At 61.9% G+C, this 13,028-nt stretch carries 15 protein-coding genes; 6 read left to right on the forward strand and 9 right to left on the reverse strand.

The window, feature by feature from the left end:
• Positions 1 to 19 precede the first annotated feature (19 nt).
• The 6 genes from ASE71_RS11885 to ASE71_RS11910 all read right to left on the reverse strand — a co-directional run bounded on the left by ASE71_RS11885 (position 20) and on the right by ASE71_RS11910 (position 5,314).
• Positions 20 to 721 (reverse strand): ABC transporter permease, encoded by a 702-nt coding sequence (locus ASE71_RS11885; RefSeq protein WP_060518265.1) that lies wholly within the window; start codon positions 719 to 721, stop codon positions 20 to 22.
• Positions 721 to 1,434, reverse strand: a complete 714-nt coding sequence (locus ASE71_RS11890) for an ABC transporter permease (RefSeq protein ID WP_034799489.1) — start codon at positions 1,432 to 1,434, stop codon at positions 721 to 723. Before ASE71_RS11890 ends, ASE71_RS11885 begins: the two co-directional genes overlap by 1 nt.
• A gap of 160 nt (positions 1,435 to 1,594) precedes the next feature.
• The gene (locus ASE71_RS11895) at positions 1,595 to 2,395 is read right to left on the reverse strand and encodes a transporter substrate-binding domain-containing protein (RefSeq protein WP_060518267.1); all 801 of its coding nucleotides are present in this window, start codon (positions 2,393 to 2,395) and stop codon (positions 1,595 to 1,597) included.
• 28 nt (positions 2,396 to 2,423) lie between these two features.
• Positions 2,424 to 3,227 carry a dimethylarginine dimethylaminohydrolase family protein gene (locus tag ASE71_RS11900; protein ID WP_034799482.1) on the reverse strand — a complete coding sequence of 268 codons (804 nt, stop codon included), beginning with the start codon at positions 3,225 to 3,227 and terminating at the stop codon, positions 2,424 to 2,426.
• Between the two features lie 31 nt (positions 3,228 to 3,258).
• Positions 3,259 to 4,230: a citrulline utilization hydrolase CtlX gene (gene ctlX / locus ASE71_RS11905; RefSeq protein ID WP_060518269.1), complete on the reverse strand. Its 972-nt coding sequence runs from the start codon at positions 4,228 to 4,230 to the stop codon at positions 3,259 to 3,261.
• 1 nt (position 4,231) lies between these two features.
• Positions 4,232 to 5,314 (reverse strand): ornithine cyclodeaminase, encoded by a 1,083-nt coding sequence (locus ASE71_RS11910; protein WP_060518271.1) that lies wholly within the window; start codon positions 5,312 to 5,314, stop codon positions 4,232 to 4,234.
• A 92-nt stretch (positions 5,315 to 5,406) separates the two neighbouring features.
• On the opposite strand from ASE71_RS11910, the gene ASE71_RS11915 reads away from it, so the two are divergent.
• From ASE71_RS11915 to ASE71_RS11935, 5 genes are all read left to right on the forward strand, one after another.
• Positions 5,407 to 5,832, forward strand: a complete 426-nt coding sequence (locus ASE71_RS11915) for an Lrp/AsnC family transcriptional regulator (protein WP_034799473.1) — start codon at positions 5,407 to 5,409, stop codon at positions 5,830 to 5,832.
• Between the two features lie 52 nt (positions 5,833 to 5,884).
• Complete coding sequence (locus ASE71_RS11920; protein ID WP_060518337.1) at positions 5,885 to 6,406, forward strand: hypothetical protein; 522 nt, start codon at positions 5,885 to 5,887, stop codon at positions 6,404 to 6,406.
• 28 nt (positions 6,407 to 6,434) lie between these two features.
• Positions 6,435 to 6,947 carry a GNAT family N-acetyltransferase gene (locus ASE71_RS11925; RefSeq protein ID WP_090426536.1) on the forward strand — a complete coding sequence of 171 codons (513 nt, stop codon included), beginning with the start codon at positions 6,435 to 6,437 and terminating at the stop codon, positions 6,945 to 6,947.
• 69 nt (positions 6,948 to 7,016) lie between these two features.
• Complete coding sequence (locus tag ASE71_RS11930; RefSeq protein WP_060518273.1) at positions 7,017 to 7,412, forward strand: MarR family winged helix-turn-helix transcriptional regulator; 396 nt, start codon at positions 7,017 to 7,019, stop codon at positions 7,410 to 7,412.
• 185 nt (positions 7,413 to 7,597) lie between these two features.
• Positions 7,598 to 8,893, forward strand: coding sequence for an MFS transporter (locus ASE71_RS11935; RefSeq protein WP_060518275.1), 1,296 nt, complete (start codon positions 7,598 to 7,600; stop codon positions 8,891 to 8,893).
• 81 nt (positions 8,894 to 8,974) lie between these two features.
• On the opposite strand, the gene ASE71_RS11940 is transcribed toward ASE71_RS11935, so the two are convergent.
• The 3 genes from ASE71_RS11940 to ASE71_RS11950 all read right to left on the reverse strand — a co-directional run bounded on the left by ASE71_RS11940 (position 8,975) and on the right by ASE71_RS11950 (position 11,812).
• Entirely contained in the window at positions 8,975 to 9,403 is a 429-nt protein-coding gene (locus ASE71_RS11940) for an OsmC family protein (RefSeq protein WP_060518277.1), read from the reverse strand.
• Between the two features lie 125 nt (positions 9,404 to 9,528).
• Entirely contained in the window at positions 9,529 to 11,118 is a 1,590-nt protein-coding gene (locus tag ASE71_RS11945; protein ID WP_060518279.1) for an ABC transporter substrate-binding protein, read from the reverse strand.
• A gap of 10 nt (positions 11,119 to 11,128) precedes the next feature.
• The gene (locus ASE71_RS11950; RefSeq protein ID WP_034799462.1) at positions 11,129 to 11,812 is read right to left on the reverse strand and encodes a helix-turn-helix domain-containing protein; all 684 of its coding nucleotides are present in this window, start codon (positions 11,810 to 11,812) and stop codon (positions 11,129 to 11,131) included.
• A 129-nt stretch (positions 11,813 to 11,941) separates the two neighbouring features.
• On the opposite strand from ASE71_RS11950, the gene ASE71_RS11955 reads away from it, so the two are divergent.
• Positions 11,942 to 13,015 carry an ABC transporter permease gene (locus tag ASE71_RS11955; RefSeq protein ID WP_051659494.1) on the forward strand — a complete coding sequence of 358 codons (1,074 nt, stop codon included), beginning with the start codon at positions 11,942 to 11,944 and terminating at the stop codon, positions 13,013 to 13,015.
• Positions 13,016 to 13,028 lie beyond the last annotated feature (13 nt).

Below are 13,028 nucleotides of genomic sequence, written 5' to 3' on the forward strand. Positions count from 1 at the left end.
GCCGTGGCGCGTCTCCTCTTTATGCCTTCGCCGTGCGGTAGCGCGTGAGCCGCTTCTCGACGACGCCCATGATGCGCGTCAGGATGAACACGACGGTGAAATAGATGATGCCGGCGGCAATCAGCGGTTCGAAGATCAGCAGCGACTGGCGCTGCAGCATGCGGGCGGTGCCCATGACCTCAAGAATGGTGATGGTCGAGGCAAGCGACGTCGTCTTCAGCAGGATGATCAGGTCACCCGTCAAAACCGGCAGGCACGAGCGGAACGCCTGCGGCAAGGTGATGCGGCGCAGGACCATCAACGAGCGCATGCCGATCGATTTTGCCGCCTCGATCTGGCCGCGCGGGATCGCCTTGATCGCGCCGCGGATGACCTCGGCATTGTAGGAAGCCTGGTTGAGGCTGAGTGCAAAGATCGCATACCACAGGCCATCACGCAGATAGGGCCAGAGGAAGCTATGGCGCACCCAGGTGCCGGGTAGGATTTGCCCGAGGCCGTAATAGATCAGGTAGATCTGCACCAAAAGCGGCGTACCACGGAAGGCGAAGGTAAAGACATAGGCCGGAACCGAAAGCACGCGGCGACCGGAAAGCCGGGCGAGCGCCACGAGCGTGCCGATGACGAGGCCGAAGACGCCGGCGACCGCCGTCAGAAGCAGCGTGAGCGGTGTCGCCTTGATCAGCGCCGGCAGGAAGCCGACGACGTTGGAGATCGTTTCCATCAGTTGTGCCCCCGATTGAGGCGGCGCTCGATCTGGGCGATCACCAGGACGGACACGAGCGTAATTGCCAGAAACAGAATGGCCGTCAGCCCGTAGAAGAAGATGTACTGCTTGGTGCCTGCCGCCGCGCGATAGCCCGTGTAGAGCAGCTCGCTGAAGGAGCCGAGCACGCTGATGATGGCGCTTTCCTTGGTGATAGACAGCCAGAGATTGCCCATACCGGGGACCGCGTGGCGCATCATCTGCGGGAAGATGATGCGGGTGAAGACCTTGCGCCTGTTCATGCCGATCGAAACCGCCGCCTCGATCTGGCCCGGCGGCACGGAGAGGAAGGCCGAGCGCAGCACCTCGGTCATGAAGGCGCCGGAGACGAAGGCGAGCGCGATGATCGCCGCCCAGAACGAGCTGAACTGGAAGGTTTCGGCGACGAGCCCGAAGTGCTTCAACAGCCGCTCGGCACCGCTCGCGACCGAGAAATAAAGAAGCAGGATGACGAGCAACTCAGGCAGCGAGCGCACGACCGTCGTGTAGATATCGGCAAGGAAACGCGGGATCCGGTGCTTCGACAGTTTGCCGGCAGCGCCCAGGAAGCCGAAGAGAACCGCAACCGCATAGGCGACCACGGAGACCTGAAGGGTCATCACCAGGCCCCAGGCGAAATCGTCGCCCCAGCCCTCGCCGCCCCAGGCAAGCAATTGCCAGTAATAGTCCATCCGTCGTTACCTGTTCCCGATTGTCTCGTCAGCCCCTACGCCGCTGCCCGATCGGTGCGGGCAAGGTGGCTGTAGCGGTTGCTGCGATGGTGCCCCGGCGCTGCGGCCGGTTTTGGCGAATGAGGGCGGCGACGCTGGCCGCCGCCCTCCAAAATTCGGTTTACTTCTTGCCGAAGATCCACTTGTCGACGAGCTTCTGCGTCGTGCCGTCCTTTTCGAGCGCGGCAAGGCCGGCATTGACCTTGTCGAGGGTCGCAGCGTCACCCTTGCGGACGGCATAGGCGACGCCTTCGCCGAGCGTGACGTTCTTCGGCACTTCGACCTTGACCTCGTAGTCGGCGCCTTCAGGCGTCTTCAGGAAGGTCTGGATGTAGAGGTCGGGGATGAGCACGTAGTCGACGCGACCGGCGATGAGGTCGGCGACCGAGTTGTCGGCGGTGTCGTAGCTCTTGGCTTCGGCGCCGGTCAGGTACTTGGCGACATAGGCCGACTGCACGCTCGACGTCTGCACGCCGATGATCTTGCCCTCGACGCTTGCCGGGTCGATGATCTTGCCAGAACCGTCGGCGGCGTCGGCCGTCTTGATCTCGCTCGTGTCACCCTTGGAGCCAACGAAGGACGTGCCTTCGGTGTAATAGGGCGTCGAGAAATCGACGACCTGGCGGCGCTCGTCGGTGATCGAGAAGGCGCCGATGATGAAATCGACCTTGTTTTCCTTCAGCGACGGGATGAGACCGTCCCAGGCCATCTGGTTGATGTCGCACTTGACAGCCATCTTATCGCAGAGCGCGCGGGACAGATCGGCTTCAAGGCCCTCCCACTCGCCGCCGGCGTTCACCTGGGTGAAGGGCATGTAGGGCTCTGGCGTCATGCCGAGGCGCAGCGTCTCCTCGGCATACGCGCTGCCGGCAGCCATGGAAAGGGCGATCCCTGCGAACAGGGCGGTCTTCAACGTCTTCATAATGTTCCTCCTCGGGGATTGCGTCGGATCACAGCGTGTTGCTGAACCAGCGTAGCGACATGCAGGAAAGACCTGCGTCAATCTTGCCGATCTCCGTCGTCTTCATCGGCACGACCTTGTAGCCGAGCTTGTCGAGCATCTCGATCGTGCGCGGGAAGTCCGAGCCGACCATGACGACGTCGTTGACGCGCAGCGCATTCGCTGCCGGCTCTTCGCCTTCGGGAATGATCACCTGCTTGAAGCGCTCGAAGGCGCCGGACTTGGCGAGGCGCGCGGTCGAAAGCACGGTCTCGTCGTCGAGCAGCGAGCAATCGGTCTTGAAGTGCAGCACGCCTTCCGGCGTCGCAACGATCTCGCTCTTGCGGCCGAGCTTGGTCAGGCAGGCCTGAAGGGCTTCGGCGCCAACCTTGTTGGTACGGGCCGAAAGACCGATCATCACGCTTTCGCGGGTGGTCAGAACGTCGCCGCCATCGGCAAAGCCGGTGCCTGGCAGATCGAGAACCGTTTCGAACATGGCGCGAAGCGTCGGCTCGATCTCCGGCGTTTCCTTGACGCGGGTTTCGGCACCCGGACGCAAGAGGATCGCGCCTTCGGTGAAGACCAGCGCCGGATCTTCGACGAAGATCGAGTCCGGGAAGGCTTCGAGCGCCGGCAGCACCGTCACCTTGACGCCCGCGTCCTTCATCGCCGCGATATAGGCATCGTGTTCTGCCTTTACACCTTCGAAGGTGGGGTTGCCGCGGTCATCGGCGCGAAGGCCGTTGACGACCGACTTCGACGGGGTGCGGACGATGATGTTGTTGAACTGGTAGACGGGGCGTGACTGCGACATTTGTAGTACCTTTGGCTTGGATGAGGTGCTTCTATCGATCGGACATGGCGGCGTAAAGCGGTTGCTTGTTCACGTTTTCCCGACGTGACAGGTGAACGCCAGCGAGCATGCAGCGCACGGAGCCGCCCGCGAGCTCGATGGTCGGAACGTCGAAGGCGAGAACACGGGCAGAGATTTCGAGCGCCTTGATCTGGTCGGCGCGGAGCGAAGCGAGCGCGCGAGCCGACATGACCACGACGCGGCCATCGGCACCGTCGAGTTCGATGGCATTGCCGGCGAAGTTCTCGATTTGCTCCAGCGTCAGATCGATGACCTGGCGGCCGGTTTCCTCAAGCCGCAAGCAGATCTCCTGGCGACGGGCGAGATCCGGGATCATGCTCGTGCCGATCAGCGCAAACTCGGTGCCAATGCACATCAGCACGTTGGTGTGGTAGATCGAGTTGCCCTGGCGATCGACCGCGCCGAAGATCATCGGCTCGAAATTGAAGTGTGTACAGAAGCGTTCTAGCGCCACTTCATTGGTGCGGTTGGAACGTGCGGCATAGGCGACGCGACCGATATGGTCGAGCACCATGGCGCCCGTGCCTTCGAGATAGACGCCGTCCTTTTCAAGGCCGGAGTAATCGATCACGTCCTGAACGCGGTACTCGTTCTTCAGCATCTCGATGATGTCGGAGCGGCGCTCGCTTTGGCGGCTTTCCGAATACATCGGATAGATCGCGACATGGCCACCCGAATGGGTCGAGAACCAGTTGTTGGGGAACACCGAGTCCGGCCGCGTCGTCGTCTCGTCTTCGAAGAGATGGACTGCGACGCCGGCGTTCGAAAGCCCGTCGGCCATGCGGCTCACCTCGTCATAGGCGGCCTTGGCGATCGCAGTCGGCTGGCGCGCCGCGTCGGTCGCCTGGAAGGCATTGTCCTTGGCCGTCATCGGGTTGGGGCCGAAGTGGTGCGGGCGGATCATCACGACGCCCTTCGGCGCCTGTACGGACAGTCTCTTCATGTTATGCGGCACTCCGCTCGGCAGGGACCGCCGGCTGCTGCCGGAACAGGCCGTAGAGATCGCGCGGATGGTCCGGCTGGGTCGTCAGGTCGAGCTCGGTGTAGAATGCGGTACCCTGGATCTTGTCGCGCAGGAAGCGCAGGGCCGAGAAGTCTTCGGTAGCAAAACCGACGGAATCGAAGATGGTGATCTGGGCGCTCGAGCGACGGCCTTCGGCCTCGCCGGCAATCACCTGCCAGAGTTCGACGACCGGGAAGTCCGGCGCCATCTGCTGGATCTCGCCCTCGATGCGGGTCTGTTCCGGATATTCGACGAAGACGTCGGCGCGGCGCAGGATGTCCCCCTGCAACTCCGTCTTGCCGGGGCAGTCGCCACCGACCGCGTTGATGTGCACGCCGGCGCCGACCATGTTGTCGGAAAGGATCGTGGCATTGCGCTTGTCGGCGGTAACGGTGGTGATGATGTCCGCACCGGATACGGCTTCTTCAGCCGTGGCAGCGACGACGATGTCGAAGTCCATATCCGAGAGGTTGTTGCAGAACTTGGCGGCGGCTTCCGCATCGATATCGAAGACCTGAAGGCGCTTGACGCCAAGAAGGGCGCGGAAGGCGAGCGCCTGGAATTCGGACTGGGCGCCGAGACCGATGATCGCCATCGAGCGGGCATCAGGACGTGCGAGGTACTTCGCGGCAAGCGCCGATGTCGCCGCCGTGCGCAGTCCCGTCATGATCGTCATTTCGGAAACGAGACAGGGGTAGCCGGTGCTGACGTCGGAAAGAACGCCGAAGGCGGTCACCGTCTGCAGGCCGACATTGGGGTTCTTCGGATGGCCGTTGACGTATTTGAAGCCGTAGTGCTCGCCGTCCGAGGTCGGCATCAACTCGATGACGCCGGTCTTCGAGTGGCTCGCAAGCCGCGGAGTTTTTTCGAAAACGTTCCATCGGCGGAAATCGTCTTCGATGTATTCCGCAAGACCCACAAGAAACGTCTCAATGCCGATCGATTTGACCAGCTCGATTACGTTGCCGACACCGACATACTGAACCACGTTTAAAACTCCATCGGAGAAATTCGATGAAGTCAGCCTAGGCTTGCAAGAAGTGAGTTGAAATTTTAAACCTGCGCAAAATTACAGGGCATATTGAGCAATTTGCACAATCGTAATATACACCTTTCATGCATATCTTCGATGACCTCGACCACCAGCTCATCTCGCTCCTGCGAGAAGACGGGCGCGCGCCCTACTCCAAGATCGCTGCGGTGCTCGGCATATCGAGGGCGACCGTGCAGACTCGCATCGACCGGCTGCTCGAAAGCGGCGCGGTCCTGGGCTTCACGCTGCGCGTGCGGCAGGATTATGACGATCGCGCCATCCGTGCGATCATGATGATCGAGGTGAGCGGCCGAAACACCACCAAGGTGATCAAATACCTGCGCGGCCTGCCGGAACTTTATGCCCTGCACACCACCAACGGCGGTTGGGACCTGGTCGCCGAAATCCGCGCCAACAGCCTCAGCGATTTCGACCGCATCCTGCGCGAAGTGCGCGACGTCGAGGGCGTGTCGAACAGCGAAACGAGCATTCTGCTCAGCACCGTCTAACGCTCCTACCCATCATCTGCGCAGCTCGCGCACGACCAAGACAGGCATGACCATGAGCCATATCCCCCAGATCGACTACCACACCGCCTCGGATGAAATCCGCGCCGCCCACGACGAGGAGGTGCGCGTGCGTGGCCGCATGACCAACATGAAGCGCACGCTTTTACATTCGCCGGTCGCGCACCGGATCTATGCGGAATGGTTCACGCTCCGCGAGGAACTACGCCCTACCCTCGACGACAGGGCGATCTGGTTCCTCTCCCATTCCATTTCGGAGGCCATGAAATCCCCGATCGCCATGGGTTTCTTCCGCCGCGCCTTCGCCAACGCCGGTCTCGACTTTCACACCGTTCAACCGACCGAGGACGAACAGCGCCTGATCGCCTTCGGCCGCGCCATCGTCGCCGACAGCAATGCCGTTCCGGAGGAAATCTGGGTTGGCCTCAAGGCACGCTACGACGCCAAGGCGCTGGTCGACCTCGTCGCTTTCTCCGGCATCATGGTGGCGACGGCGCTTTTCAACAATGTCGTCGAAGTGGAGTTCGACAAGGAACTGGAACCCTTCGTCGATTGAGACAGTGAAGAGCAGCGTGACAAACGATATGACGATCAGGCGCGCGACCGTCGCGGATGCGTCAAGCCTTGCGGCGATCAGCCTGGAAGTCTGGCTGAACACGTATATCAGGGATGGCGTCAACGCATTCTTTGCCGATTATGCGCTGGAGCACTTTACCACCGCGCGCTTCGAAGAAATTCTGGGCGACCGCAACGAGACCGTCTGGGTTTCGCAGAACGTTGTCAGTATCGACGGCTTCTTGCGCATGTCCGCGAATTCGCCGGCACCGGTCGATATCGCCTCCGACCTGGAAATCACGACGCTCTATGTCCAGCCCCACCACCATGGTCGCGGCCTCGGGAAAGCTCTTCTGAAAACCGGCCTGCAATTCTGCCTGCACACTGGCCAGCCAGGCACCTGGTTGGCGGTGAACGCCGAAAACGAAAAAGCCACGGCCTTCTACCTCGCGAGTGGCTTTGAGATGGCGGGACAAACCCATTTCACGATCGGCGACCAGGTTTACCCCAACCACGTTCTTCAGTTTCGCTTGGACCGCTGATCGCTTCGAACAGCGCCTTCACACCACGAAACGGTTGACGCCGATCAATTGCGTGTATATACACACATTATGTCTCGTTGCTATTGTGCCCTCTTACGCAAAGCCACCCGGCGAGTGACGTCAGTCTATGACGACGCGCTGCAGCCGATTGGTCTTAACCTTGCCCAGTTCAGCCTGCTTCGGCACATCGCACGCGATGAACCGATCTCGATGACCGAGCTTGGCCGCAAGATCGAACTCGAGCGATCGACGGTCAGCCGCAACGTCAAGGTGCTGGAGGGAATGGGATTGGCCGCAACTGGAAGCGGAAAGGATCAGCGGGAGGCCATTGTCGAACTTACGGAGAGCGGCCACCGAATACTGGCTGACGGCGCGCCGCTCTGGCAGGCCGCTCAGGACAAGATCGAGGCGCGGCTGGGAGCCGACGCCGCCACCCAGCTGAAGGACCTGCTGCTGGCGCTCTAGCGCCTCGTTTCCAGACCAACTTTCTGGTCGCAGTCTGCGACTTGAGGCCAGAAGAATCCGGGCAGCCTAAGCCGCCAGGAACCGGCAGAAAACTGCCAAACAACAGCTCAATCTGCGACCTGCGCTCCGAAAGCCCGCGCAGCGCTGTCGCACGCCCTAAAAACACCGACGAAAGGAAGTCGACGATGCTCGGTCCGGCGCTTGCGCGTTATCTTGCCATACGCAATATCCACTACGGCTGGGCTGTCGCCGCCGTCACCTTCCTGGTCATGCTTTCGACAGCCGGCGCCATGGGCTCGGCCGGCGTGCTCATCAAACCGCTCGAGACCGAATTCGGCTGGACCAATGCGCAAATCTCGCTGGCGCTCGCCATCCGGCTTTGCCTTTTCGGTCTGCTCGGTCCGTTCGCAGCCTCGTTCATGAACCATTTCGGCGTGCGCCCGGTCGTGTCTACGGCGCTGATCCTGATCATCTCCGGCATCGCCGCCTCGTTCTACATGACGGAACTCTGGCACCTGGTGGCGATCTGGGGCGTCGTGCTCGGCGTGGGTACCGGCATGACGGCGCTGGTGCTCGGCGCGACGGTCGCAACGCGCTGGTTCGACAAACGGCGCGGGCTCGTCGTCGGGCTGATGACCGCCAGCAACGCCACCGGCCAGCTGGTCTTCCTGCCGTTGCTCGCTTCTCTCACCGAAACGATCGGCTGGCGCTCGGCGCTGACGCTGATCATCGTCATCCTGCTTGCGGCCTTCACCCTGGTCCTGCTTCTGATGCAGGATCGCCCTGGGGACCTTGGCCTTGCGCCCTTCGGCGGCAAGCAAATGGTGGCGGCGCCGCCGAAGGCGAAGAGCTTCGGGGAACTGCTGATGGCACCGATCCGGGCGCTTTCCGACGCCGCCAAGACCAACACCTTCTGGGTGCTGTTTGCGACCTTCTTCGTCTGCGGCTTCAGCACCAACGGGCTGATCCAGACCCATTGGGTTTCGATCTGCGGCGATGTTGGTATTGCCCCCGTCGCAGCAGCGAGCCTGCTGGCGCTGATCGGCGTATTCGATCTGATCGGCACCATCGGTTCCGGCTGGCTCTCGGACCGTTATGACAACCGCTGGCTGCTCTTCTGGTTCTACGGCCTTCGCGGCCTGTCGCTGATGTTCCTGCCGTTCAGCGGCTTCAACATCTACACGCTGTCGATCTTTGCGATCTTCTACGGCCTGGATTGGGTCGCGACGGTACCGCCGACGGTGAAACTTTCGGCCGAACGCTTCGGTCCGGAACGCGCCGCCCTCGTCTTCGGCTGGGTCTTCACCGGTCACCAGCTGGGTGCGGCCAGTGCGACCTTCCTCGCAGGCGCCAGCCGGACGTCGCTTGAAACCTATACGCCGGCGCTGATTGCCGCCGGGATGCTCTGCATTGTCGCGGCCCTGCTGGTGCTGACGATCGGTCGGCGTCAACCGGAGGCGCTTACGCCGCAACCGGCCTGAGTCCTTCTGCCAGTTGCATCGAAAAGGGCGGGCTGCCAATGGCAGCCCGCCCTTTTGTTGGACGCTGAGACCCAATGAACGTCAGTGGGCAAACTCGGTCACGAATTCCGGATTGCCGCGGATCGTATTGCTAACGGTGCAGATCTCGTTTTCGGCGGCTTCCGCGATCGCATGGCGGACCGTGTCGTCAAAATCACCCTTGATGTCGAAGACGATGTTGAATTTTGCGACGCGGGACGGCTCGTCATGGGCTTTCTCGCCCGTCACCTTGGCACTCACTTCCGTCAGCCGGTCGAGCACGCCAAAACGGCTGGCGGCGATGCGGGCGCTCAGCACCAGGCAGCTTGCGAGCGACGCATAGAGCAGATCGAGCGGGCCGTAGCCCGCCTGCGACGGGCCGGTGACGATATCGAGTTCACCACCGGTGACCGAGGTCACATGCGGAAAGCCGGTCTTGCCGACCACAGCCGTCGCACCGGTTTCCCGCGTTCTCACCTTCACATCCGCCATGTCGTAAAACCTTCCCAGAACTTATCAAACCGATCGGTAGAAACACGTCGCCCCGGGCCGGAAGGCCCAGGGCGTTTTGATATGTGCGCCTTTTTCTCATCGGCGCAAGGGCGATCGCTGGCGGATCAGTTCTTCTTCACCAGGCGGTAGAAGACATAGTCCGAGATGGCGCCATTGACGTAGCCTTCGACCTTGTCCTTCATCGCGACCTGGGTCGCGGCCTGGAACATGATCACGATCGGCGACTTTTCCTGCACCTTGCGCTGCAGGTCGACATAAAGCGCGTCGCGCTTGGCCGGATCGGCTTCCTTGAGGGCTGCCTTGGTCGCTTCGTTGAGTTCCGCCGGAACCGCCCAGCCGTTACGCCAGGTGGTCGTCGACTGATACTTGTCGTCGGCGTTGTCTTCGTTATAGGCGAAGGCCTTGGCGTTCGAATGCGGGTCCATGAAGTCCGGGCCCCAATAGAGCAGCATCGCTTCGTGGGTGCGCGCGCGGTACTTGGTGATGACCTGGCTGCCGGTGCCCGGGATGATCTCGAAGTTGATCCCGGCTTCGGCGAAGGACGCCTGCAGTGACTGCGCCATGTCGGTGAACGGCGTCGAGTTGATGACGTCGAGGGTCACCTTGATCGGCGTCTTGATGCCGGCATCGGCCAGGATCTTCTTCGCCTTCTCGACGTCGTAGCTGTAGGGGGTCTCGTCGAGCGAGCCCGGGAAGCCCTTCGGCCAGAAGGCCTGGTGAACTTCCATCTGGCCCTTGAGGAAGCTGTCGGTCATGCCCTTGTAGTCGACCAGGTAGCGGGCGGCTTCCCAGACGGCTTCCGGCTGCAGTGCCGCGTCCTTCTGGTTGAACGACAGGAAGTGTACGGCGGCCTGCGGATAGGATTCGACCTTCACGCCGTCCTTGCCTTCAAGACCCGAAACCTGGTCCGGGGTCAGGTTCTTCGCCATGTCGACGTCGCCGGTCTGCAGCATCAGCTGCTGGGTTGCGGCTTCGGCCACGTGACGGATGATGACGCCCTTGATAACAGGAGCGCCGCCGAAGTAGTTCGGGTTGCTCGCAAGGTTGAGCAGCTCGCCGGCGCGGAAGGCCTTGAGCACGAACGGGCCGGTGCCGGCCGAATTGGCCTTGAGCCACGCATTGCCGAAGTCGCCATCGGCCTCGTTGGCCTTGACGGTTTCCGCGTCGATCACCGAAGCCGGGCGAGCGGCGAGAACGTTGAGAACGAAGGCCGACGAGAAGTCGCCGTCATACTTGACCGTGACCTTGTTACCTTCGGCGGTCACCATCTTGTCGATGTTTTCGGGCGTCCAGCCGAGCTGCGTCAGGATGAAGGCCGGCGCCTTGTTGAGAACGACGACGCGCTTGAAGGAGTAGACGACGTCTTCGCCACGCAGCGGATTGCCGGAGGAAAAGGTAACGCCATCACGCAGCGTGAAGGTGATCGTCTTTGCCGCATCGTCGACCGTCCATTCGGAGGCAAGACCCGGCGCCAGCTTCTTCACGTCGGGCGCATCGTACTGCACCAGGCGGTCATAGGTCTGGGTGACGTATTCGCCCGAGGAGAACTCGTAGGCCTCGGCCGGGTCGATGCTGACGATGTCGTCGATATTCTGGGCAACGACCAACACATCGGCTGGCGTTTCGGCGAGTGCGGCCGGCGCCACGCTCATCATCAGGGACGCCGCGAAGACCGCGGCCTTGAACATTCTCATCATCATTCTCCTATTTTCGATGAGGCTTGGTTTTTGTCGGTGCCGGCTTCAGCGCCGATTGCGGCTGACCGGTCTCGTTGGATTGGGAAGCGCGGGGCCGGAAGAGCGGCAGGGTGCCGGTCCAGATCAACCGCACGGGTGCGTCTGTCTTGTTCCACCAGTAGTGGGGCTGGATGCCGCGGAAGTGCAGGCCGTCGCCAGGCGAAAGCATGGTGTCGTCGCCATCGAGCCCGAAGAGGATCTCGCCTTCGAGCATGTAGACGAGCTCTTCGCCCTCATGGCTGAAGACCTCGGAGCGATGCCCCGGCGGAATGGTGATGACGAAACTCGAAAGCTGGTTGCCGGCGAAATCCGCGCCAATGCGCTCATAGGAAACAGGCGAGCCGCCGACCGAAAACACCATGCGCCCCTCGGCGCGCGAAAGCCCGGTGTCGATCGCCGGTGCCAGGATGAAATGGTTGAGTTCGGCGCCCAGGCCTTGCGCAATCTGGGCCAGTGTGCCGAGCGAGGGCATGGCAAGATCGCGCTCGATCTGGCTCAAATAGCCGACCGAAACGCCCGCTGCGTCGCTGAGCGTCTGCAGGGTCATATGCATCTGCCGGCGGCGCGCACGCACCAGCGCGCCCACCTTCGGCTGCCCTGCCCCGGCCGATTTGCCCGAAGCGGCCTGCGTATCCTCTGACGGATCGCTCACAGCGGTTATTCCTCCCGTTTCCGCCCCAGTAAAATTTTTTTGATTTAAGCAAACTTATTTATATACTCCAAGCAAATTTTTGCGGTATCGACAAGTGAGACCGCAAGCGAAGAGGGATGGTGACGCCACGTGGCAAACGACAGCACGACAGCAGCAGCGCCGGCGCGCCGCGCCGCCAGACCCAGTCGGGGACGGCAGCGCCTTCTTTCACTGGCAGGCTTCCTGGTAACGCTTGCGATAACCTTCCTCGGCCTGCTCGCAATCACCTTCTTCATCGGCCGCATCGTGCCGATCGACCCGGTTCTGGCTGTCGTCGGCGACCGCGCACCCGTCGCCGTCTATGAGCGCGTGCGCCAGGAAATGGGGCTCGACCAGCCGCTGATCACGCAGTTCGTCAGCTACGTACGTGACGTCGCCACCTTCAATTTCGGAACATCGGTTTCGACGGGCAAGCCGGTTATCGAGGACCTCGCTCGCGTCTTCCCGGCAACACTCGAAATGGCGACGCTCGGCATCATGCTCGGCGTGCTGATCGGCGTGCCGCTCGGTGTTTTTGCCGCCGCCCGCCGTGGCTCCTGGCTCGATCAGGGCATCCGCGTCATCGGTCTGCTCGGTTATTCGGTGCCTGCCTTCTGGCTCGGTCTCGTCGGCCTGGCGATTTTCTACGCGAAGCTGAAATGGGTCGGCGGCCCCGGCCGTGTCGACATCTTTTACGACGGCATGGTGTCGCCGGTCACGGGCCTGATCCTTGTCGACAGCATCATTGCTGGCGAATGGGAGATCTTCCGCAACGCCGTCTGGCACCTGATCCTGCCGGCGTCCTGCCTCGGCTTCTTCTCGCTCGCCTATATCGCCCGCATGACGCGCTCCTTCATGCTCGACCAGCTGAGCCAGGAATATGTGACGACCGCCCGGGTCAAAGGCGTGCCGGAGCGCCTGGTCATCTGGCGCCATGCCTTCCGGCCGATCCGCGTGCCGCTGATCACCGTTATCGGCCTGTCCTATGCCGGCCTGCTCGAAGGCTCCGTGATGATCGAGACGATCTTCTCCTGGCCCGGCATCGGCAACTACCTGACCGTCGCTCTGCTCAATGCCGACATGTCGGCCGTGCTCGGCTCGACCCTCGTCATCGGCGCGGTCTTCATCGGCATCAACAAGATTTCGGACGTGCTCTACCGCGTGCTCGATCCGCGTGCACGCTAAGGGAGGAGCGACC

Origin of the sequence: Ensifer sp. Root954, assembly GCF_001429005.1 — a bacterium.
Lineage (GTDB): Bacteria > Pseudomonadota > Alphaproteobacteria > Rhizobiales > Rhizobiaceae > Ensifer > Ensifer adhaerens.